Source organism: Mycobacterium sp. E2327, from assembly GCF_001672675.1.
Taxonomy (GTDB): Bacteria; Actinomycetota; Actinomycetes; order Mycobacteriales; family Mycobacteriaceae; genus Mycobacterium.
The window spans coordinates 84909-105287 of record NZ_LZKE01000119.1; the positions used below are offsets into that span (position 1 = coordinate 84909).

The 20379-nt window shown below is 66.8% G+C and carries 25 protein-coding genes; 17 read left to right on the forward strand and 8 right to left on the reverse strand.

The features are described 5' to 3' along the window. Positions 1–18 precede the first annotated feature (18 nt). A complete protein-coding gene (gene katG / locus A5712_RS14330; RefSeq protein ID WP_068106100.1) occupies positions 19–2253 on the forward strand; it encodes a catalase/peroxidase HPI in 2235 nt (744 codons plus the stop codon). 174 nt (positions 2254–2427) lie between these two features. After that, positions 2428–3318, forward strand: coding sequence for an alpha/beta fold hydrolase (locus A5712_RS14335; RefSeq protein WP_068106205.1), 891 nt, complete (start codon positions 2428–2430; stop codon positions 3316–3318). A gap of 5 nt (positions 3319–3323) precedes the next feature. Here A5712_RS14335 and A5712_RS14340 read toward each other — a convergent pair whose 3' ends face one another. After that, positions 3324–4124 carry a DUF1906 domain-containing protein gene (locus A5712_RS14340; protein WP_068106103.1) on the reverse strand — a complete coding sequence of 267 codons (801 nt, stop codon included), beginning with the start codon at positions 4122–4124 and terminating at the stop codon, positions 3324–3326. A gap of 115 nt (positions 4125–4239) precedes the next feature. Here A5712_RS14340 and A5712_RS14345 point away from each other — a divergent pair, with 115 nt between their 5' ends. From A5712_RS14345 to A5712_RS14360, 4 genes are all read left to right on the forward strand, one after another. Further along, positions 4240–4668: a cellulose-binding domain-containing protein gene (locus A5712_RS14345; RefSeq protein WP_068106106.1), complete on the forward strand. Its 429-nt coding sequence runs from the start codon at positions 4240–4242 to the stop codon at positions 4666–4668. Positions 4669–4865: 197 nt separating this feature from the next. After that, entirely contained in the window at positions 4866–6095 is a 1230-nt protein-coding gene (locus tag A5712_RS14350; protein ID WP_068106109.1) for a glycosyltransferase family 4 protein, read from the forward strand. Then, positions 6089–6859 carry a class I SAM-dependent methyltransferase gene (locus A5712_RS14355; RefSeq protein WP_068106114.1) on the forward strand — a complete coding sequence of 257 codons (771 nt, stop codon included), beginning with the start codon at positions 6089–6091 and terminating at the stop codon, positions 6857–6859. The genes A5712_RS14350 and A5712_RS14355 overlap by 7 nt, the downstream gene beginning before the upstream one ends. Further along, complete coding sequence (locus tag A5712_RS14360) at positions 6846–7916, forward strand: prenyltransferase (protein WP_068106118.1); 1071 nt, start codon at positions 6846–6848, stop codon at positions 7914–7916. The genes A5712_RS14355 and A5712_RS14360 overlap by 14 nt, the downstream gene beginning before the upstream one ends. On the opposite strand, the gene A5712_RS14365 is transcribed toward A5712_RS14360, so the two are convergent. Further along, entirely contained in the window at positions 7903–8577 is a 675-nt protein-coding gene (locus A5712_RS14365; protein WP_068106121.1) for a class I SAM-dependent methyltransferase, read from the reverse strand. The two genes, A5712_RS14360 and A5712_RS14365, sit on opposite strands and share 14 nt — an antisense overlap. 55 nt (positions 8578–8632) lie before the next feature. Between A5712_RS14365 and A5712_RS14370 the strand changes: the two genes are divergently transcribed. After that, complete coding sequence (locus tag A5712_RS14370) at positions 8633–9313, forward strand: cutinase family protein (protein WP_068106124.1); 681 nt, start codon at positions 8633–8635, stop codon at positions 9311–9313. A 9-nt stretch (positions 9314–9322) separates the two neighbouring features. Here A5712_RS14370 and A5712_RS14375 read toward each other — a convergent pair whose 3' ends face one another. Next, positions 9323–9523, reverse strand: a complete 201-nt coding sequence (locus A5712_RS14375) for a hypothetical protein (protein WP_068182199.1) — start codon at positions 9521–9523, stop codon at positions 9323–9325. A gap of 130 nt (positions 9524–9653) precedes the next feature. Further along, on the reverse strand, positions 9654–9851 hold the full coding sequence (locus A5712_RS14380; protein ID WP_068106133.1) for a hypothetical protein: 198 nt from the start codon (positions 9849–9851) through the stop codon (positions 9654–9656). Positions 9852–10082: 231 nt separating this feature from the next. Between A5712_RS14380 and A5712_RS14385 the strand changes: the two genes are divergently transcribed. Then, the gene (locus tag A5712_RS14385; protein ID WP_068106136.1) at positions 10083–10895 is read left to right on the forward strand and encodes a family 16 glycosylhydrolase; all 813 of its coding nucleotides are present in this window, start codon (positions 10083–10085) and stop codon (positions 10893–10895) included. A gap of 1 nt (position 10896) precedes the next feature. Here A5712_RS14385 and A5712_RS14390 read toward each other — a convergent pair whose 3' ends face one another. Continuing rightward, on the reverse strand, positions 10897–11742 hold the full coding sequence (locus tag A5712_RS14390) for an SAM-dependent methyltransferase (RefSeq protein WP_197519389.1): 846 nt from the start codon (positions 11740–11742) through the stop codon (positions 10897–10899). Positions 11743–11856: 114 nt separating this feature from the next. Here A5712_RS14390 and A5712_RS14395 point away from each other — a divergent pair, with 114 nt between their 5' ends. The 5 genes from A5712_RS14395 to A5712_RS14410 all read left to right on the forward strand — a co-directional run bounded on the left by A5712_RS14395 (position 11857) and on the right by A5712_RS14410 (position 15619). After that, complete coding sequence (locus tag A5712_RS14395) at positions 11857–12156, forward strand: PE domain-containing protein (protein ID WP_068106143.1); 300 nt, start codon at positions 11857–11859, stop codon at positions 12154–12156. Positions 12157–12171: 15 nt separating this feature from the next. Further along, a complete protein-coding gene (locus A5712_RS30265) occupies positions 12172–14166 on the forward strand; it encodes a PPE domain-containing protein (protein ID WP_082973437.1) in 1995 nt (664 codons plus the stop codon). Beyond that, a complete protein-coding gene (locus A5712_RS30830) occupies positions 14163–14504 on the forward strand; it encodes a hypothetical protein (RefSeq protein ID WP_156766562.1) in 342 nt (113 codons plus the stop codon). Before A5712_RS30265 ends, A5712_RS30830 begins: the two co-directional genes overlap by 4 nt. A 223-nt stretch (positions 14505–14727) precedes the next feature. Then, on the forward strand, positions 14728–14991 hold the full coding sequence (locus A5712_RS32685; RefSeq protein WP_082973438.1) for a colicin immunity domain-containing protein: 264 nt from the start codon (positions 14728–14730) through the stop codon (positions 14989–14991). A 124-nt stretch (positions 14992–15115) separates the two neighbouring features. Beyond that, on the forward strand, positions 15116–15619 hold the full coding sequence (locus A5712_RS14410) for a barstar family protein (RefSeq protein ID WP_197519385.1): 504 nt from the start codon (positions 15116–15118) through the stop codon (positions 15617–15619). A gap of 18 nt (positions 15620–15637) precedes the next feature. Here the strand turns inward: A5712_RS14410 and A5712_RS14415 are convergent, their stop codons facing one another. The 3 genes from A5712_RS14415 to A5712_RS31975 form a co-directional block, all read right to left on the reverse strand. Next, complete coding sequence (locus A5712_RS14415) at positions 15638–16273, reverse strand: hypothetical protein (RefSeq protein ID WP_369830391.1); 636 nt, start codon at positions 16271–16273, stop codon at positions 15638–15640. 117 nt (positions 16274–16390) lie between these two features. After that, the gene (locus A5712_RS31970) at positions 16391–16696 is read right to left on the reverse strand and encodes a hypothetical protein (protein WP_231982125.1); all 306 of its coding nucleotides are present in this window, start codon (positions 16694–16696) and stop codon (positions 16391–16393) included. After that, on the reverse strand, positions 16660–17049 hold the full coding sequence (locus A5712_RS31975) for a hypothetical protein (RefSeq protein WP_231982126.1): 390 nt from the start codon (positions 17047–17049) through the stop codon (positions 16660–16662). Before A5712_RS31975 ends, A5712_RS31970 begins: the two co-directional genes overlap by 37 nt. Before the next feature lie 76 nt (positions 17050–17125). Between A5712_RS31975 and A5712_RS14425 the strand changes: the two genes are divergently transcribed. From A5712_RS14425 to A5712_RS14440, 4 genes are all read left to right on the forward strand, one after another. Next, positions 17126–18139, forward strand: coding sequence for an NADP-dependent oxidoreductase (locus A5712_RS14425; RefSeq protein ID WP_068106161.1), 1014 nt, complete (start codon positions 17126–17128; stop codon positions 18137–18139). Positions 18140–18143: 4 nt separating this feature from the next. Continuing rightward, positions 18144–18413 (forward strand): EF-Tu/IF-2/RF-3 family GTPase, encoded by a 270-nt coding sequence (locus A5712_RS14430; protein WP_068106164.1) that lies wholly within the window; start codon positions 18144–18146, stop codon positions 18411–18413. A gap of 56 nt (positions 18414–18469) precedes the next feature. Continuing rightward, positions 18470–19912: an amino acid permease gene (locus tag A5712_RS14435; RefSeq protein ID WP_068106167.1), complete on the forward strand. Its 1443-nt coding sequence runs from the start codon at positions 18470–18472 to the stop codon at positions 19910–19912. Positions 19913–20008: 96 nt separating this feature from the next. Next, positions 20009–20263 carry a hypothetical protein gene (locus A5712_RS14440; RefSeq protein ID WP_068106171.1) on the forward strand — a complete coding sequence of 85 codons (255 nt, stop codon included), beginning with the start codon at positions 20009–20011 and terminating at the stop codon, positions 20261–20263. Positions 20264–20379 lie beyond the last annotated feature (116 nt).

Below are 20379 nucleotides of genomic sequence, written 5' to 3' on the forward strand. Positions count from 1 at the left end.
CCACCGGAAAGGAATGCTGTGTCAACATCTGACAGCCGCCCACCCCACGACGACACCAAGACGACGAGCAACAGCGAGAGCGAAAACCCGGCAATCCCTTCCCCCAAACCGAAATCGCACGCGCCCCTGACGAACCGGGACTGGTGGCCCGACCAGATCGACGTGTCGACGCTGCACCCGAACCACCCCCATGCCAGCCCGTACGGCGAAGATTTCAACTACGCCGAGGAGTTCGCCAAGCTCGATGTCGAGGCGCTCAAGCGCGACGTGTTCGAGGTCATGACCACCTCGCAGGACTGGTGGCCCGCCGACTATGGCCACTATGGCGGCCTGTTCATCCGGATGAGCTGGCACGCCGCCGGCACCTACCGGATCTTCGACGGCCGCGGCGGCGGCGGCCAGGGCATGCAGCGCTTTGCCCCGCTCAACAGCTGGCCGGACAACGTCAGCTTGGACAAGGCCCGCCGGCTGCTGTGGCCGGTCAAGAAGAAGTACGGCAACAAGATCTCCTGGGCCGACCTGATCATCTTCGCCGGCAACTGTGCCCTGGAGTCGATGGGATTCAAGACCTTCGGCTTCGGCTTCGGCCGCGAAGACGTCTGGGGGCCCGAAGAGATCCTGTGGGGTGAAGAAGACACCTGGCTCGGCACCGACAAGCGCTACTCCGGCGAGCGTGACCTCGCCCAGCCCTACGGCGCGACCACCATGGGCCTGATCTACGTGAATCCCGAAGGCCCGGAAGGCAAGCCGGACCCGGTCGCCGCCGCGATCGACATCCGCGAGACCTTCGGCCGCATGGCGATGAACGACGAGGAGACCGCCGCGCTGATCGTCGGCGGCCACAGCTTCGGCAAGACGCACGGCGCCGGTCCTGGCGACCTGGTGGGCCCCGAGCCGGAGGCCGCCCCCATCGAGCAGCAGGGGCTGGGCTGGAAGAGCTCGTATGGCACCGGCGTGGGCAAGGACGCCATCACCAGCGGCCTGGAGGTGGTCTGGACGCCCACCCCGACCAAGTGGGACAACACCTTCCTGGAGACCCTGTACGGCTACGAGTGGGAGCTGACCAAGAGCCCCGGCGATGCCTGGCAGTTCGTCGCCAAGGACGGCGCGGGTGCGGGCACCATCCCGGACCCGTTCGGCGGGCCGGGCCGCGCGCCGACGATGCTGGTCACCGACATCTCGATGCGTGAGTCGCCCATCTACCGCGACATCACCCGTCGCTGGCTCGATCACCCCGAAGAGCTGGCGGACGCGTTCGCCAGGGCCTGGTACAAGCTGCTGCACCGCGACATGGGGCCGATCAGCCGCTACCTGGGGCCGTGGGTCGCCGAGCCGCAGCTGTGGCAGGACCCGGTTCCGGCCGTCGACCACGAGCTGGTCGACGAGAACGACGTCGCCGCCCTGAAGAGCAAGGTGCTCGACTCTGGCCTGTCGGTGCCGCAACTGGTCAAGACGGCCTGGTCGGCGGCGTCGAGCTACCGCCGCACCGACAAGCGGGGCGGCGCCAACGGGGCGCGGCTGCGCCTCGAGCCGCAGCGCAACTGGGAGGTCAACGAGCCCTCCGAGCTGGACAAGGTGTTGCCCGTGCTGGAGAAGATCCAGCAGGACTTCAACGCGTCGGCTTCGGGTGGCAAGAAGATCTCGTTGGCGGACTTGATCGTGCTGGCCGGCTCGGCGGCGGTGGAGAAGGCGGCCAAGGACGCCGGCTACGAGATCGCGGTGCACTTTGCGCCCGGGCGCACCGACGCCTCGCAGGAGAGCACCGACGTGGAGTCGTTCGCGGTGCTCGAACCGAGGGCTGACGGGTTCCGCAACTACATCCGCGCCGGCGAGAAGGCGCCGCTGGAGCAGTTGCTGGTGGAGCGGGCCTACCTGCTGGGTGTGACCGGGCCCGAAATGACGGTGCTCGTCGGCGGGCTGCGTGCCCTCGGCGCGAACCACGGCGGCAGCAAGCACGGCGTCTTCACCGACCGGCCCGGCACGCTGACCAACGACTTCTTCGTCAACCTGCTCGACATGGACAACGCGTGGAAGGCGTCGGAGACGGCGGAGAACGTCTACGAGGTCGTCGACCGCAAGTCGGGACAGAAGAAGTGGACGGCCACGGCCAACGACCTGGTGTTCGGGTCGAACTCGGTGCTGCGCGCGCTGTCCGAGGTCTACGCCCAGGACGACAACCAGGGGAAGTTCGTCGAGGACTTCGTCGCGGCCTGGGTGAAGGTGATGAACGCCGACCGGTTCGACCTGAAGTAGCAGCCGGATGGCAAGCGACGCCCCGCGGGCTACCAGGCTCGCGGGGCGTCGGCTATTTCGAGCACTCCGTGAGGCCAGCCACACTATTACCCACCGGTAACCTACGAAGGCGTAAGTTACGTACCATGGCTAATGGCCGATGCGTCCAACTACCGAAGCTGGGTAAACGGTGACATGAGCGAATTGAAGTATCTCGAACTTCACGGAGACCGGATCGCCTACCGGGATGCCGGCGACGGGCCTGCCGTGTTGCTGATACACGGGATGGCCGGCAGCTCCGCGACGTGGCATGCGATCATTCCGCAGCTGTCGAAGAATTACCGCGTCATTGCGCCCGACCTGCTCGGCCACGGCATGTCCGCGAAGCCGCGTGGCGACTACTCGCTGGGAGCCTTCGCCGTCTTTCTGCGCGACCTGCTCGACGAACTCGAGGTGGACCGGGCAACCGTGATTGGGCAGTCTCTCGGCGGCGGCATCGCAATGCAGTTCGCCCACCAGCACCGGGAACATTGCGAGCGGCTGGCCCTCATCGGCAGCGGTGGCCTCGGGCCCGACCTCAGCCCGGTGCTACGGATCCTGTCGGCACCGGGCGCCGAGTTCGTATTGCCCGTCGTCGCACCGCAGTCGGTGTTGAACCTTGGGAACAAGCTGGGTTCGTGGCTGACTTCGGCCGGGGTGCAGTCGCCGCGAGCCGGTGAGATGTGGCACGCCTACTCCTCGCTGTCCGATCGACGGACCCGCCAAGCCTTTTTGCGGACGTTGCGCTCAGTGGTGGACTACCGCGGTCAGGCGGTCAGCGCGTTGAACAAGATCCACGTCGCGGCCGGGATGCCCGTCCTGCTGATCTGGGGCGAGCAGGACCGCATCATTCCCGTGGCCCACGCCTACGCTGCCCATGACGCGCTGGAGGGCAGTCGGCTCGAGGTGCTGGAGGGAATCGGGCACTTTCCGCATGTGGAGGCTCCGTCGGTGGTGGCGGACATCCTGGAGGACTTCATAGCGTCGACGACCCCGTCGACGACCCCTCTTATGAACGGTGACAGGTCGGTACACCTAGGGATGTAGCCGAATCAGCGCGCAAGATCCCATTGGCCGTAGTCGGCCGCGAGGACGTCGTCGATGTCCACGTTGATCCCCCCCAGCAGCGGGCTCGGGTTCGACGGGCTGTTGACCACGGCCTGATACAGCACCGCCGCCGGTTCGCGTTCCCCGTTGGACCACGACCTGGTCTGCCACGCCCAGCGGTGGCCCGGGGTGGTCGAGTTTCCGATGACGCCGTCGCGGATCGCCCAGCCGCACGCCCGGGCATGTCCGTAGATGCCGGTGCGGCCCACTCCCAACACCGAGTTGATGCCCCGAAACCATTGCACGGCAGGGCCGTTCCACGTGTTTTCGTCGATGTTGTCGTCGACGCTGAAGAAGATCGGGGCCGACGCCGTCCCGCCTGCCGCGTTGTGCAGTTGCAGGGCGGTGTGCGCGTCGGCCACCCCGCCGTCGTACCCGCGGGTGTAATCCGACGGGTCGGGCCAGCCGGGTTTGCCGTACTGGAAGTTGCTGACGATCTGAAGCCCCGCCGCGCGCAGCGCGTCCGCGTACTCGCGCGTGATGGGCTTGGCCTCAAAGTTCGCGCCCGGTCGCGACGCCGACACGTAGTTGACCACCCCGCCGTAGCCCGCCGCCTTGATCTCGCCCGGCGCGATCCGCTTCTCGGCGAAATCGATCAGCTGCAGGTCGGCCGCCGAGGCCCGCTGCTGCGCGAGCGGCGCGGCCAGGCCCAGCAGGGCCGGCGCGAACGCATACTTGAGGGCGTCACGTCGCGAGATCGATCGCCATCCGTCGTGCACGGCGCGATGGTAACAAAGCGGGCTCATCCCGCGGGCCGGCACTCTCCGCCGATTTCATGACGGTTTCGATTGGGCAAAGGTCGTGCAGCTTACCCGCGATGCGCGGGCCGATACCGCCTGCTTGTCCCTACTGTTGGCCACTATGGCCCGCCTGAACAATTGCGTGAAACGCTGGCGCACAGCGCTTCACGTGACCGTGCCGGCAATGCTGGTTGCCGGCCTGGGACTCGCCGGCTCCCCCGCCGCTCATGCGGCCGCGGCCGCGGCGTCGTTGTCGGTGGAACACACGTGGCAGACCGGCTTCATCGCCAACTTCACCGTCACCAACGCGAGCGCGGCGCCGATGAGCGATTGGAAGATCGAATTCGACTTGCCGGCCGGAGAAGGCATCTCCCATACGTGGAACAGCTCGTTCACCCAATACGGAACGCACTTCGTCATCACCCCCGCGAACTGGAATCGCGTCATCCCGCCCCTCGGTTCAGCCACGGGTGGCATGAGGGGCGTGCTGAGCGGCACCTACTCGCCGCCGGTGAACTGCGTGCTCAACGGGCAATATCCCTGCAGCTAGCGGCGGCCGCTTCGCAAGCGCCGAGGCCTCGAGGGCAGACTGAACACGGTGTTCCGCCCTCGATTGCATCAATTAGGTCGGCGAACTATAGTCTGGACACATGTCCAGTTTGCTGTCACGGAGCTCGGGAGTCCGTTGATCGCGATGGATTGGGGGCCGCCCGCCCGCCATCTTTCTTCGGCGGATAAGAGTTGAGTATGCGAATTGCCCTGCTGTCCTATCGCAGTAAGGACCATTGCGGCGGACAGGGCGTCTACGTGCGCCATCTCAGCCGCGGCCTGGTCGAGCTAGGCCACGACGTCGAAGTGTTCTCCGGGCAGCCGTATCCCGAGCTGCTCGATCCGCGGGTGCGGCTGACCAAGGTGCCCAGCCTGGATCTCTACCGTGAGCCCGACCCCTTCCGGGTGCCGCGCCCCAGCGAGATCCGCGACTCGATCGACCTGCTCGAGCTGCTGACCGTGTGGACGGCGGGCTTTCCCGAACCGCGGACGTTCACCATGCGCGTGGCGCGGCTGTTGGCCGAGCGCGCCAAAGACTTCGACCTGGTGCACGACAACCAGAGCCTGGGCACCGGGCTGCTGGCGATCGCCGACGCGGGGCTGCCGGTGGTGGCCACCGTGCATCACCCCATCACCCGGGACCGCGTGCTCGACGTCGCCGCCGCGCGCTGGTGGCGCAAGCCGCTGGTGCACCGCTGGTACGGGTTCTCCAAAATGCAGGAGCAGGTGGCCCGCCGGATCCCCGACCTGTTGACGGTCTCGTCGTCGTCGGCCGCGGACATCGTCGCCGACTTCGGCGTCTCCCCCGATCAACTGCACGTCGTGCCGCTGGGTGTGAACACCGAGCTGTTCCGGCCGGCATCCGGCCCGCGCCAACCTGGCCGCATCATCGCGATCGCCAGCGCCGACACCCCTTTGAAGGGCGTGCGGACCTTGTTGCACGCGGTCGCCAGGCTGCGCACCCGCCGAGATGTCGAATTGCGGCTCGTCGCCAAGGTCGAACCCAACGGTCCCACCCACAAACTCATCGCGGAGCTGGGAATCTCGGACATCGTCCACATCACCAGCGGGTTGTCCGACGAAGCGCTCGCCGCCCTGTTCGCGTCGGCCGAGGTCGCCTGCATTCCCTCTCTGTACGAAGGGTTTTCGCTGCCCGCGGTGGAAGCCATGGCGAGCGGGACGCCGATCGTGGCCAGCCGCGTGGGCGCGCTGCCCGAAGTCCTGGGGACCGACGGCGCCTGCGCCGAGCTGGTGCCCCCGGCCGACGTCGACGCCCTGACCGGCGCGCTCGGCGAGCTGCTCGACTCGCCGGAAAAGCGCCGCACCATGGGCAAGGCGGGCAGGGAGCGCGCGATCAACGTGTTCAGCTGGGAAGCGGTGGCCGCCCAAACCGTGCAGGTCTACGAGCGGGCGATCGCGCGATGCTGACCATAGATTTCGACCGGCTGGGTATCGGTCCGTCCGCCAAGGTGATCGACGTGGGATGCGGCGGCGGGCGGCACGCCTTCGAGGCCTACCGGCGCGGCGCCGACGTCGTCGCCTTCGACAGAGATCCGGACGAACTGCGGTCCGTCGACACGATCCTGAAGGCGATGGCCGAGAGCGGCGAGGCGCCCGAGGGGGCCTCGGCGAAGGTCGTGCTCGGTGACGCGCTGAGCCTGCCGTACGCCGACGAGACGTTCGACTGCGTCATCGCCTCGGAGATCCTCGAGCACGTCCCTCAGGACGACGCCGCCATCGCCGAACTGATCAGGGTCCTCAAAGTCGGTGGGACGCTGGCGGTCAGCGTCCCGCGCTGGCTGCCCGAGCGCATTTGTTGGCTGCTTTCCGACGAATACCATGCCAACGAGGGCGGCCACGTTCGCATCTACCGGGCCGACGAGCTGCGCGGCAAGATCGCCGGCGGCGGAATCGAGTTGATCCACGCCCATCACGCGCACGCTTTGCACTCGCCGTTCTGGTGGCTGAAATGCGCAGTGGGCGTGTCGAATTCGGATCACCCTGCCGTGGCCACCTATCACAAGCTTCTGGTCTGGGACCTGATGCGGCGGCCCAAGGTGACGCAGCTGGCCGAGTCGCTGCTCAACCCGTTTGTCGGAAAGAGCGTGGTCCTGTATTTCGCGAAGTACTACGCTGCGTCGCCTGTCGCGGAAAGCGAAGCCGCCCCGGGATATTCAGTTGCGTCGAGTTAACGCGCCGGCGATTCCGGGTGTCCTCACCCCGGACCAATGCCGACAGACCGCGAAGTCGATAGCGGCCGACCAGGAACCGTCGGGAGCCATCCCCTGGTTCGCGGGTGGTCACACCGATCCGTGGGACCACGTGGAGTGCGCGATGGCGCTCACCGCGGCCGGACTGCTGGAGCCGGCGCGGGCGGCGTTCGAATGGAGCCGCCGCACGCAGCGGCCCGACGGCTCCTGGCCCATCCAAATGCGCGAGGGCACAATCGAAGACGCCAACAGCGACAGCAACTTCTGCGCATACATCGCCACCGGGGTCTGGCATCACGTGTTGATCACCGGCGACAGGTCGTTCGCCGCCGAGATGTGGCCGGTGGTGCACAAGGCGATCGACTTCGTCATCGATTTGCAGTTCGGCTACGGCGAAATCGCCTGGGCTCGCAGCGAAGCCGGGCCTGTCCAGGAGGCGTTGCTGACCGGGTGTGCCAGCGTGTTCCACAGCATCCGCTGCGCACTGGCGCTGGCCGTCCTGGTAGGGGACCCCCAGCCGGAATGGGAGCTGGCCCTCGGGCGCCTGGGCCACGCGATCGCGGTGCACCCCGAGGCGTTCACCGAGAAGGACCGCTACTCGATGGACTGGTACTACCCGATCCTGGGCGGTGCCCTGCGGGGTCCGGCGGCGGCCCGCCGGATCAGGCAGCGCTGGGACGACTTCGTGGTCGGCGGCCTCGGCATCCGCTGCGTCGACGATCGGCCCTGGGTGACCGGCGCCGAGACCTGCGAACTGGTGATGGCCCTCGACGCCATCGGCCACCGCTCCGCCGCGCACCGCCAGTTCGCCGCGATGCAGCACCTGCGCGAAAAGGACGGGTCCTATTGGACCGGTCTGGTTTTCGCCGACGGCAAGCGATGGCCCGAGGAACGCACCACCTGGACCGGCGCGGCGATGATCCTGGCCGCGGACGCGCTGTCGGACACCACCAAGGGCAGCGGGATCTTCCGCGGCGACGGGCTGCCGATGGGGCTGCAGACCGACTTCGACTGCGAGTGCGTGGTTACCGGCCGGTGATTATCTGCTCGCCCGCCCGCCCGCCGGTGCGTTCGAGCACCCGCAGCGACCCGGTGGCCGAAACCTCCCGGAACTGACCGGAATCCATCGCGCGGCGATAGATGTAGTACGGCGGGCGGCCGCCGTCGCGTGGGTCGGGGAACACGTCATGGATGAGCAGCGCCCCGCCGGTGTCCACCCATTTCGCCCAGCCGTCGAAGTCCTCGTTCGCCGCCTTCTCGGAGTGGCCGCCGTCGATGAACAACAACGACAGCGGTGCCCGCCACCCCCGGGCCACCACCGGCGACTTGCCGACGACGGCGACGACGTGGTCGTCGAGCCCGGCGGCGTCCAGCGTGCGGCGAAACGTCGGCAGCGTGTCGAACAGACCCGTCACGTCGTCGACCATCGAGGCGTCGTGGTACTCCCACCCGGGTTGGTGTTCCTCCGAGCCGTGGTGATGGTCGACGGTGTAGAGCACGCTGTTGGTCTGTTGCGCGGCCGCGCCGAGCAAGAGGGTGGATTTGCCGCAGTAGGTGCCGACCTCGACGCCGACGCCGCCGTCGAGGTACCGCAGCGCGGCCTCGTAGAGGGCGCGGCCCTCGTCGGGCGGCATGAAGCCCTGCACCTGCTCGGCGAGCGCAAACAGGCGCTCGGGTGACTCGGCGTCGGCACGGCTCATGAGGCGAACCTATCCGACCGCTGCCCAGGCGGCGCGATCGCTCTACCATCGTGCTGTGCGCGCTTTGCTCGTTCGCAGGTTGCTTGACATCGGGATGGCCGCCGTCGTCGCCGCGGCGGCGTTGACTGTGGCGCCAGCGGTGGTGCCGGCGGGGACGCCCCGGGCCGCCGCCGCGAGTTGTCCCGCCGTGCAGGTCGTCTTCGCCCGCGGACGGTTCGAGTCGCCCGGCACCGGCGCGCTCGGCAGCGCGTTCATCAGTGCGCTGCGATCCAAGGTTTCGAAGAACATCGGCGTGTATGCGGTGAAGTACGGCGCCGACACGGACGTCGACGTCGGTGCCAACGACATGAGCCATCACATCCAGGACATGGCCAACAACTGCCCGGACACCCGGCTGGTGCTGGGGGGCTATTCGCTTGGTGCGGCCGTCACCGACGTGGTGCTCGCCGCGCCCATCGCCGCGTTCGGTTTCGACAGCCCACTGCCGCCGGGCATCGACCAGCACGTCGCCGCCGTCGCGCTGTTCGGCAACGGAAGCCAGTGGGTGGGTCCGATCACGAACTTCAACCCGCTCTACAACGACAGGACCATCGAGTTGTGCCATGGTGCCGACCCCGTCTGCAACCCGGCCGACCCGAACACCTGGAAAGAGAACTGGCCGCAACACCTCGCCGGCGCGTACATCGACGCGGGCATGGCCAATCAGGCCGCCGATTTCGTCGCGGGCAAGCTCTGAGCTGGCGATTCAGGCTTCGTACGTGACCTGATACCAGTGGCGGACCGGCTTGTGGCTCTTGTCCGCCTGCCCGGTGTCCGTCGCGCTGACGACGTTGACGTCCGTCACGCCGGGATTGTGGGCCTCGATGTAGCGCTCCAACTCGTGCAGGAGCGCGCCGTGGGGCTGGGCGGGGTTCGCGAGCGCCTTCGTCCTGCGTGTCTGGGCCACGCGAGGAATTATGCCGCGGCTCGGGCCGTCGCGCATCCGCTGCTATTTCATTGCATTACAAGGGAATTCGGATTAATGGCCGAACCCTCGAAAGTGCAATTGGTCCGCATTTCGCGGTTTAAAGGCGGATTCAGGCCGGGGTGTCGGTGCTCGAGTACACCTTGAAGTTGCGGGTGACCTGGCCACCCGCCACGGCGGCGTGCCGCCGGGCAAGGGAAGAAGGATGGCGGCGCATCGCGTCGCGGCGCTCCCGGTCCCGCCGCCGGGCCGCGGCCCATGCGGGATGGGATTGAAGGAAAATGACCGTCGCGCCGTCTGCGTCCGCCATGATTCCAACTCCTCCCGAGCAATCCGCAAAAGAATGAACAGTGTTTATCGGTTCGTAATTTCAGGATGCCCTGCGAATCCTGTGACCAAACCACGCGCCAAGTTGAGAATTAGCCATGAATTTCGGCGTCATCCTGAACCCGCTGGCCTGGCGATCCACACGCTAACGGCGGCCACCGACAGATTTCTCGTTTCGACCTAGGACAGCCCCGGCTGCTAGGGTGCCTTGCTTATGCCGCAGATAGACCGCCGCCGCATGATGCTGACGACCGGGATCGGCGTGCTGGCAGCCGCGCTGCCGCTCCCCGAAGCCTGCGCCTTTCCGAGTCGACCAGACACACCGAGCGGCCAGAGCTACATCTTCCAGGACGAATTCGACGGGCCGGCCGGCTCGGCCCCCGACGCGTCCAAGTGGGCGGTGGCCAAGGCCCGCGAGACGATCAAGGACCCGACGTACTGGGAGTTGCCCGAGCACATCGGGCAGTACCGCGATGATCGCAAGAACGTGTTTCTCGACGGCAACTCCAACCTGGTACTGCGCGCGGCCAAGGATGGGCCCACCTACTTCAGCGGCAAGGTCCAAAGCCTGTGGCGGGGCGGCGTCGGGCACACGTGGGAGGCCCGGATCAAGCTCAATTGCCTGACCGCCGGCGCCTGGCCCGCCTACTGGCTGGGTAACGACGATCAGGGCGAGATCGACGTCATGGAGTGGTACGGCAACGGCAACTGGCCCTCGGCCACCACCGTGCACGCGAAGGCGAACGGCGGTGAATGGAAGACCCACAACATCGCGATGGATAGCGCCTGGCACACCTGGCGCACTCAGTGGGACGCGAACGGCATCCGCTTCTGGAAGGACTACTCCGAAGGCGCCCAGCCCTACTTCGATGTGCCCGCCAGCTCGCTTCCGGATTGGCCGTTCAACAATCCCGGCTACGCCGCCTACCCGGTGTTCAACCTTGCGGTCGCCGGTTCGGGCGGCGGCGACCCGGGACCGGGGACCTATCCCGCGGACATGCTCGTCGACTGGATCCGCGTCTGGTAGCTCAGTGGGTCAGCAGGGCGACTGCTCCCCAGGGCCTGCGGCCCGGATGACGCGGATCCGTCGGGCGAAGCCACGTGGCCGGACGCATGAACAGCGGCAACCGATGAAACCGGTGGGCCGCCTCGAGGTTTGATTCCGCTTCGACGGTGCGCCAGCCGAGGTCCTCGAAGTAGGCCAAGCCATTCTCGGGGGCGAACTTGAACGGCGCGTTTTCCAGCATCCCGGCCATCTTTCTGTTCATCATCTTCCGCAGGCCCGGAAAGGCGAGGTCGAGCATCCACCAGGCGATCTCGGGCCGTTTGAACGCCGCCGAAAGCGCGTCGACGTCGCTGTCTTCCAGATACATCAACAGGCCCTCGGTCAACACCAGCGCCTTGGTCGCGCCGTCGAGGGCCTCGTCGAGGAAGGCGTCGCGGGCCTGCGGGTCGGCCAGATCGAGGGCGACCCGGGTCAGCCGGCACCGCGGCGTCTGATCCGCGAGAACTTGCGTCTTTTCCTCGAGCAACTTCGGCAGGTCGGCCTCCACCCAGGTGAACTCCGGCGGCAGGTCGAGTCGGTATGGCCGGGTGTCCAGGCCGGCGGCCAGGTTCAGCACCCGGTCGCAGCCGGCGGCGATCGCTTCGGCGATGGCGTCGTCGATGATCTTGGTGCGCGCGACGAGCCACCATCCGTTTCGTGTCGACCGCGGGACGTTGGCGACGATCGCGCGGCCGTGTTCACCGGCGAGGCGCTCGGCGAGCGGATCGCTGAAAAGCGCGTCGGGGCGGGCCGATTCGGTGGCCCGGTGCAGCGCCGTCCAGCGCGCGGTGTCCGAAACGTGGGTGATCGCATGCATGGGGTCTGACAGTAGTTGGCGGGTCTGACGACTCGGTGCGGGGTTTTAGTGAACTGCGACGGGCGGCGGGTGCTGGGTAGGCTTGGCTGATATTCGCCCGCGGGGTGTTCAGGGAGGTGATGGGCGATGGTATTTGCGATGGAGCCGGCTGCGGTGGGGGCCGCGGCTTCGGCCCAGGCGGAGCTGGCTGCGCAGACTGGCGCCAGCGCGGCCGCGGGTGCCCCGACGCTGTTGGGAGTCATGCCGATGGGCGCCGACGCCGATTCGGTGGCGTTCGCCGCGGCACTGGCCGCAGTGGCTGCCGCGTATATGGCGACCGCGGGTGAGCATGCGGCCCAGCGGGGATTGTTCTCCGACGCCCAGTCGTTGGCGGCGACGACCACCGTGGCCAGCGAGGCGACGCGCGCGGCGGCCATGACGCTGTAGCGGCAAGGGGCTCTGGTGTCGCATCCGTGGCCAACGTTTAGCCCGGAGGCCAACTACACGGCGCTGGCGTCGGGGTCAGGCCCGGCGTCCACCTTGGCCTACGGCGAGACGTTAAGCGCCGAGGCGGCGAATCTGCAGACCGTGATGGCGGCGTCGACCGCAACCGGCGCAGCGACCTATGGCGCCAGTTGGCAGGGCGTGGGTGCGACCGCCTCGGCGACCACCCAGACCGCATTGGACACCCAGCACCAACTGCTCGCCGCGGCGCTCTTAGAGAAGGTGCCGCATGTGGCGGCGGCGGCCAGTGCGCACCAGACGGCGCTGGCGTCGATGGTGACCGCTGAGCAGGCCGTGGCCAACCGGATGGAGGAATCGGCCGCTCAGAAGATCAACCCGGCCGTCTTGGGCGCGTTGACCCCGCGGATCACGGCGTTGAACCTCGAGTACTACGGGCAGATGTGGCCACGCAACGCCGGCGCGGGCGCGGCCTATGGCGCGGCGTTGCGCGCGAGTGCGGCGGCGATCATGGTCCCCTTTCCGCCGGCCGTGGCCGGAGCGTCGGCGGCGGCGCCGGCCGTCGCCGCGGCGGCGTTGGCCGAAAACGAGGCCATGGCCGCCGCCGGGGCGACGATGCAGGCCAGCGAGCAAGCCGTCCAAGCGGCGATAACTCCGGCAGCGGCCGCGGCGCAGGCGGCGGCCCCGTTGGCGGCCACACAAGCCCCGGCCCATACGGTGACGGCGGCTCCGCAACCTCCGGCGGGCATGTTCGCGCAGCCGTCGCCGGCCGGAGGGCTTCCTGCACCGAGCGCCGCCACACCCGGCCAGGGTCTAGGCCCTTCCCAGATTCAGCAGGCGCTGGCCGCGCGCGCCGAAACCCTCACCCCGCCAACGGAATCGGCGCCACGGCCCGGTGGCGTAACCGGCGGGTATCCGGGTGCGGGGTTAACCAGCTATGTGCGGCCCAAGGGCGACGGTTTTAACCCGCCGACGGCCGAGCAGGCCAGCGGCGCGAGTCCGGGCATGCTCAACGCCGCTTTTCTGACCACCACGAGCGCGACACCGACGGTTTCTCAACCGTTGGCCTACGTGCACCCCGAACCACCAAGGCCAACCGTTGCCTCCACCCCGTCGCCACGGCCCCAGCTGGACCTCGGCGACACCGCCCACACGCTCAACTCCCCTCCGCCACCGCAACATCCACCGACCTCACCACCGCCGGCGCCCCCACCACCTGCACCGCAAAGTGGTCCGCAGGGGCCAGCCCCCGACGGCAACGGTCCGAGCGGCCCCGGCGCGCAGATGCTCGGCACCGGACCGGGTCATGCACCCCAGGCGCCGCCCATCCCACCGCCGCTTGCTCCGCAACCGCCCTTTCCCCCGCCGCCTCCGCCTCCATCGCCGGGCAACCCGCCGCTACGGCCCCCGTCTCCTCCGTCTTGGGCCAGCCCGCCCGTGCCGAAGTCGGTGGAGGCAGCGCAGCAGGCATATCGGGACCTCATGCAAGCTATAGAGCGCCACAATTCTTGGCGGCCTGATCCCACCAATTTGGACGCGGTAAACGCATACAACCAAGAAGCGTGGACCTACAACTCTCAGAAGGAGCAACTCGAAAACCAATTAAAATCGTCGAATGCGGAGTACACGCCCGCGAAAGACGCCGTACGCACCGACATACCGTCCTGGACACAGCCTGCGCCCGAGCAGCCGCATCCGCCCGCTCCGGATCCGAAGACGCCTACGGGTCAGCGCGGTAGCCCGATGGATGTTCCCCCCGGAACGAATGCTCCTGAGACGATTGATGGGATATCTTTCAGCGGACACGCTCTTGACGAAATGCAAAGCGAAGGCATTCCGGTAAGCGTCGTGCAAAACACGCTACAAAACGGCCTGTCCGCACCAGGTAGAGGAGGCACAACGGTTTTCTATGATCCAGTTAACAATATCAGCGTAGTCCAAGCCCCGAGCGGAAGAATTGTCACCGTGAGCTTTGGAAGGTTACGACCTTGGTGAATGAAGAGGTTTTCCGCGACCGGGTTGCGGATCTTCGGCAACTCGCTCTTGATTCATTGAACCGTTACGCGGGTGGGTTCGCCGAGCTCGAACGGATAGATCGTGACCTGAAATCGATAATCCGATCTCTTGAAGAAGTCGCGGATCCATCCTGGACCGGGTCGTTGCTCGGACAGTGGGGTGAACTTGAAATTATCTATGCACTGGCGCTCGACGACGGACGTCGGTATTTGACCCAGGACGAAGAAGCCGATGTGCAGGGAATTGTCGCCGAGCTCCGCGACGAGCTTCAGGGCTATAAACTGCCTCCCGCCCTCGACGCAGGAAATGGCACTTGACGGCCTGGACGCTGGGTTGATCACCCGCGAGATGATCAACCCAGCACCAGATCGAGTAGCCGGCGCCCAACCTCAGCTACCGACGGATGTGCAAGACACACTGGCCAAAGTGGATACTGGAATATGTGGTGGAAGTTTACTCATGGCAAATCTGGATTGCCTCGATTAGAGGCATGATTTGGTGTGGTCACTGATGCCGTCGGATAGAGCAGCAGTCGAAAGAATGTGTGCCAAGTATGCGCCCTTGATCGCTAGCTTTGTCGATCACCAGATATCAGCGCGGGAGTTCGAATCTAGATATCTCACCTTATTCAAGAACGACAGAGATCAAGTTCGCAGCCGCGAGTTTAATATACTTGATCGGCTGTTCGCCGATGTCGATGAATATACTGCAGATCCGGATTTGCGCCGAAGGGTGGGCGGCCTCGACGATCAAGAACTTCGAACTTGCGCCCGCGAGGCATACCGGAAACTGCGCGAAACCTAGTTTGCAGCGGAAAATCACAGCCACGCGACTTTACTTATATCGCCGCCCTACCGTCCCCGGACAAACATAGCGCAGACGGTTGGCCACGGCCGAGCTGACAGGGCGTCGGGCCTAGAGGGTAGGCGTGGCCGGCCGCAGTTTTCTTAAAACAGCGGTGAACTTGTACTTCAACCGTGCCGTTCTTGACCGCGATGTCGCGATGTTGCGCGACGCTCGGTACCACGTTGTGCACGCCGATGCCTCGGGTTGGTCGGGCACGGTTGACATGCATCGCTACCTGTCGAAAATGTTTGCATTTCCTGCGCATTACGGCCAGAACTGGGCGGCGCTGAATGACTGCCTGAGCGACGTTTTTGACCGCGATGACCCTGCGGACATCCGTCCCGCACGGGCTGCCGGGGTGGTGATGGTGCTCACCGGTTTCGACCGCTTCGCCGCGAGGTTTCCCGATGACGCCCATACCTTGCTCGATATCTATGCCCTACGCCAGCGTGCCGCTTTGATAGGCGGGCATCATTTGATTTGCCTTGTGCAATCTGATGATCCGCATCTGAGACTGGCACCGGTCGGCGCTACCCCGCCGGAATGGAACCGAGACGAATGGCTGGATCGGAATCGTGGTCTGTGAGTGGGCCGCCCCGCCGCGCTACTGACCGGCCTTACCTCCGGCAAACCACACGGCCGTCACTGCATGAGTCTGCGGCGGCGGGAAGACGCTGTCCGGTTCGCCGACTTCTCCGACTTTGACCTTCCACACCGCCGAGGTGCGGTCGATGCAGGCCCCGGCACCCTGGCTGGGCTGCCACAACACCGCGGTGTTGTCGGGGCCGCCGATGCCACAGCCATAGACGCCCACGTATCCGTCGGCGCGCCCACCCCAGGCGCCCCCGTTGCGGAGCAGGCAGCGGGTGCCGTCGTCGAGGGTCAGCGCGAACGGGTCCGGGGTGGCGTTCGGCTGCACGGGCGGCAGCGGACCGTCATAGCTGACCCGGTGCAGGCGCTTGTCCCACGGATCGTCGACGCACAACAGCGTTCCGGGCGTCGAGGGCCAGCAGGTGCCGGCGCCGGCCGCGGTCGGCGAACAGTAGTAGACGTTGCCGGCCACCGCCGACGGCGACGATGTTGTGCAGTCGGTGACCGTGAAGACGTCGCTCTCCCCCGGCGCCTCCCGGTAACCGTTGATCGGTTGGCCGCTGGGTCCGACGGCCACGACGGTGATCTGTTGCGTCGGTGGCGGATCGGCGGCCGCCGGTACCGCCAGTGACAAACCTGCCGCCGTCATCACGGCAACCAGGGCGCTTCGGGATACCACGTTCACCGTGCACAACCTTCCGTCCGGCACCCCCTTGTTTGAAGGGTAGAACGAAGGGACCTGGACGGACAGCAACCGCGCCGCCGACTACTGGCCGGCTCTACCTCCGGCAAACCACGCCTCGGTCACCGCGTGGGTCTGCGGCGGTGGAAGGGCGGCGTCGGGTGTGCCGAGCTGACCGACCTTGACCGTCCAGGCCGGCGACGAGCGGTCGATGCAGCTACCGGCGCCTTGGCTGGGCAGCCATAGCACCGCGAGGTGCGGGCCGTTGCAGCTGTAGGCGCCCTCGTAGCCGTCGGCGCGCACGCCCCAAGCGCCTCCGTTGCGAAGCAGGCAATGGGTGCCGTCGTCGAGTGTCAGCGCGAACGGCTCCGGGGTCGCGGTCGGCTGCACCGGCGGCAGACCCCGGCATATCTCACCCGATGCATGCGCCTGGCCCATGGGTCATCCACGCACAACAGCGACCCCGGTGTGGACGGCCAGCAGGTCCCGGCGCCGGCCGCGCTCGGCGAGCAGGAGTAGACGTTGTCGGTCACGGCCGACCGTGAGGGTTCCGAGCACTCGACGGTGACGACGTTGCCCTGCGGTGGCGTCTCCGTATAGCCGTTGATCGGTTCGCCGCCGGGGCCGACGGCCATGACGGCGATCTGCTGCGTGGGTGGCGGATCGGCGGCCGCCACGGGCAGCGACAATGCGGCGGCTGTGAGAGCGATGGTCACCAGGGCAATTCGCGACACCACGTTCACCGCGCAAACCTCCCGTCCGGCGGGCCCCCTCCGGTGAAGCGTAGTTGTCGGGGCGCCGGTCCAGTACGGTGCGCTTATGCCCGATCGAAATCGCCGTTTTCTGCTCCGCGAACGCCCCACCGGCCGTATCGGCCCCGACACTTTCGAGTTGAGCGAGGAGGCCGTGCCGGAGCTCGCCGACGGCGAGGCGCTGGTGCGCGTCGACTGGATATCGCTCGACCCGACAAACCGGATGTGGATCAACGACACCCCGACTTACCTGCCGCCGGTGGGCATCGGCGAGGTCATGCGTGCGGGCGGCCTGGGCGAGGTCGTCGCGTCGAAGAGCGCGCGGTTCCCGGTCGGGCAGAGGGTGCAGGGGCTCCTCGGCTGGCAGGAGTATGCGGTGCTGTCGGACTCGGCGCTGGTGATGCCGGTCGACGTTGCCGAGGGCATTTCGCCGAGCGCCTACTTGGGCGCGCTGGGCACGACGGGGCTGACCGCATGGGTCGGCATCCGGGACATCGGCAAGCCGAAGCAAGGTGAGACGGTCGTGGTGTCGGCCGCGGCGGGCGCGGTCGGGTCGATCGCCGGGCAGCTCGCCAAGGTCGACGGCGCACGCGTCGTCGGCATCGCCGGCGGCCCCGAGAAGTGCGCCCTGCTCACCGAGCAGCTCGGCTTCGACGCGGCGGTCGACCACCGCGCCGACGACTGGGCCGCCCAGCTCGTCGCGGCGACCCCCGACGGCATCGACGTCGACTTCGAAAATGTCGGCGGCGACATCATGGACGCCGTCTTCGCGCGCCTCAACATCGGTGCGCGCGTTGCGCTTTGCGGCCTGATCTCCGGCTACAACGCGGCCGATCCGCCGCCGGGGCCCCGCGCGTTCGGCAACCTGCTCGTCCAGCGCGCGACGCTGCAGGGCTTCATCGTCCTCGACCACCTGGGGCGCGCGGCGGAGGCGGCCACCGAGATCGCGGACCTGATCGCCGGCGGCAAGCTCACCCCGCTCGAGACGGTCGTCGAGGGCTTCGAGCAGCTGCCGACGGCGATCAACATGCTCTTCGACGGCAAGAACGTCGGCAAGCTCGTGGTGAAGCTGTCGGACTAGATACATGTTTCGCATGACGGTCCAGGACGTCTTCGTGATCCGCGGTCGCGGCGCGGTGGCCACCGGCCGCGTGGAGTATGGGGAGCTGCGCGTCGGCGACCAGGTGAAGATCAACGACGGGCCGACGGTCCGCGTGGACGCTATCGAGGCTTTTCGCAAGAAGATCGATACCGCGGCAACCGGTGACAACGTCGGATTGCTTTTCAAATCGCTTGACCAGAACGATCTTGCGGCAGGGGACGTAATCGCCTCGTCAGACGTGTTTTTGGCATAAGCGGGGCCAAATCACATCTGTCGCGGGCCGGCGCCCTCGGCTCTAATGTCTTCGCCATGACATCCGCCATCCCGCAACTGCGCCGGGGTCTCGCCAACCGTCACATCCAGTTGATCGCGATCGGCGGGGCGATCGGCACCGGGCTTTTCATGGGGAGCGGAAAAACGATCTCGCTGGCCGGCCCGGCGGTGCTGCTGGTGTACGCGATCATCGGGTTCTTCGTGTTTTTCGTGCTGCGCGCGATGGGCGAATTGCTGCTGTCGAACCTGAACTACAAGTCGTTCGTCGATTTCGCCGCCGACCTATTGGGGCCCGCCGCGGGCTTTTTCGTCGGCTGGTCGTATTGGTTCGCCTGGATTGTCACGGGCATCGCCGAGATCGTTGCGATCGCCGGCTACGCGAGGTTCTGGTGGCCCGACGTGCCGTTGTGGCTGCCGCCGCTGGTGACCGGGTGCGTGATCCTGGTGTTGAACTTGTCCAGCGTGCGCAACTTCGGGGAGCTGGAGTTCTGGTTCGCCCTGATCAAGGTCGCGGCGATCGGGTGCCTCATCGTCGTTGGCGTCGTGCTGGCGGCGACGGATTTCGTTTCGCCGCAAGGCAATCGGGCGACGGTCGAGAACCTGTGGAACGACGGCGGGTTCTTCGCGACGGGGTTCATGGGTGTGGTCGGCGGGTTTCAGATCGCGTTCTTCGCGTTCGTCGGGGTGGAACTCGTCGGCGCCGCGGCGGCCGAAACGGCGGATCCGCGCCGCACCCTCCCCCGCGCCATCAACGCGGTTCCCATTCGGGTGGCGATCTTCTACATCGGTGCGCTGCTGGCGATCCTCACCGTCGTCCCGTGGCGGCACTTCGCCGGCGGCCAATCCCCTTTCGTGACGATGTTCGCGCTGGCGGGACTCGGCGCCGCGGCGTCGATCGTCAACTTCGTGGTGACCACGGCGGCCGCCTCGTCGGCCAACTCCGGCGTCTTCTCCACCGGTCGCATGCTGTTCGGCCTGGCCGACAACGGAAGCGCCCCGTCGCCCTTTCGGCGCCTGAACCGTCGCGGCGTGCCGTCGGTCGCACTCTTTCTCACCGCGGCGCTGCTGCTGACCTCCATCCCGCTGCTCTACGTCGGCGGTTCGGTCATGGGCGCGTTCACGTTGGTGACCACGGTCGCGTCGCTGTTGTTCATGTTCGTGTGGGCGGTGATCGTCGTCAGCTACCTCGTCTACCGGCGCCGGCACCCGCGACGGCATGCCGACTCGTCCTACCAGATGCCCGCCGGCGTGGCGATGTGCTGGGCCACCCTGGGTTTTTTCGCGTTCGTGATCTGGACGCTGTGCACCGAACATGAGACCGCGATCGCCCTGGCGTGGTTCCCCCTCTGGTTCCTGGTGCTCGGCATCGGGTGGCTGGTGGTGCGGCGCCGGCCCGGGCGCGCCGAGACGTATCGCCGGTTCCAGGCCGAGATGAACCAGACCGTCGGCGACACCGCCGAGCCCGCGCCCGCCGCCTGACGCCCGGCGTTCTTGGGATCGGTAGCGAATCGCGGCCTCTGTACTTATCCCAACGACGACGCCAACCCGGCGGCGCCACCTGAAAGGAAGTCAGAAATGAAGCTTGTTCCCGCCGCGCTCGAACAGCAGATCAACCGCGTCGACCGTCAGCGCAGCCTGTACATCGGGATCGGCAACGCGTTGGTTGCCCTCTGGTGCCTGTACCGCGTGTTCTGGGGGCTCTACCTCGCGATGACGTTCAATTGGGTCACCGGGGCGATGATTCCTCAGGTGCTGCTCTGGGGCGTGATCGGTGTCATCGCGGGAGTCGTCGCCTTCGGGTTCCTCACCCGCTACTTCAGGGAGTCATGACTCGCGCACGCTGCGGTCGAAAAGTCCCGAACCCACTTGGGGTTCGGGACTTTTCCCGTTGTGGGCTCTTAGCGGATCTGCTGGATGCGGATCAGGTTCCCGGCGGGATCGCGCAC

Excerpts from the sequence above, each read along its gene's own strand:
- A5712_RS14335 (WP_068106205.1), top strand. The coding sequence starts at position 2,428 with ATGAGCGAATTGAAGTATCTCGAACTTCACGGAGACCGGATCGCCTAC.
- A5712_RS14340 (WP_068106103.1), bottom strand. The coding sequence starts at position 4,124 with ATGAGCCCGCTTTGTTACCATCGCGCCGTGCACGACGGATGGCGATCG.
- A5712_RS14345 (WP_068106106.1), top strand. The coding sequence starts at position 4,240 with ATGGCCCGCCTGAACAATTGCGTGAAACGCTGGCGCACAGCGCTTCAC.
- A5712_RS14350 (WP_068106109.1), top strand. The coding sequence starts at position 4,866 with ATGCGAATTGCCCTGCTGTCCTATCGCAGTAAGGACCATTGCGGCGGA.
- A5712_RS14355 (WP_068106114.1), top strand. The coding sequence starts at position 6,089 with ATGCTGACCATAGATTTCGACCGGCTGGGTATCGGTCCGTCCGCCAAG.
- A5712_RS14365 (WP_068106121.1), bottom strand. The coding sequence starts at position 8,577 with ATGAGCCGTGCCGACGCCGAGTCACCCGAGCGCCTGTTTGCGCTCGCC.
- A5712_RS14380 (WP_068106133.1), bottom strand. The coding sequence starts at position 9,851 with ATGGCGGACGCAGACGGCGCGACGGTCATTTTCCTTCAATCCCATCCC.
- A5712_RS14385 (WP_068106136.1), top strand. The coding sequence starts at position 10,083 with ATGCCGCAGATAGACCGCCGCCGCATGATGCTGACGACCGGGATCGGC.
- A5712_RS14395 (WP_068106143.1), top strand. The coding sequence starts at position 11,857 with ATGGTATTTGCGATGGAGCCGGCTGCGGTGGGGGCCGCGGCTTCGGCC.
- A5712_RS32685 (WP_082973438.1), top strand. The coding sequence starts at position 14,728 with ATGTGTGCCAAGTATGCGCCCTTGATCGCTAGCTTTGTCGATCACCAG.
- A5712_RS14415 (WP_369830391.1), bottom strand. The coding sequence starts at position 16,273 with ATGACGGCGGCAGGTTTGTCACTGGCGGTACCGGCGGCCGCCGATCCG.
- A5712_RS14425 (WP_068106161.1), top strand. The coding sequence starts at position 17,126 with ATGCCCGATCGAAATCGCCGTTTTCTGCTCCGCGAACGCCCCACCGGC.
- A5712_RS14430 (WP_068106164.1), top strand. The coding sequence starts at position 18,144 with ATGTTTCGCATGACGGTCCAGGACGTCTTCGTGATCCGCGGTCGCGGC.
- A5712_RS14435 (WP_068106167.1), top strand. The coding sequence starts at position 18,470 with ATGACATCCGCCATCCCGCAACTGCGCCGGGGTCTCGCCAACCGTCAC.
- A5712_RS14440 (WP_068106171.1), top strand. The coding sequence starts at position 20,009 with ATGAAGCTTGTTCCCGCCGCGCTCGAACAGCAGATCAACCGCGTCGAC.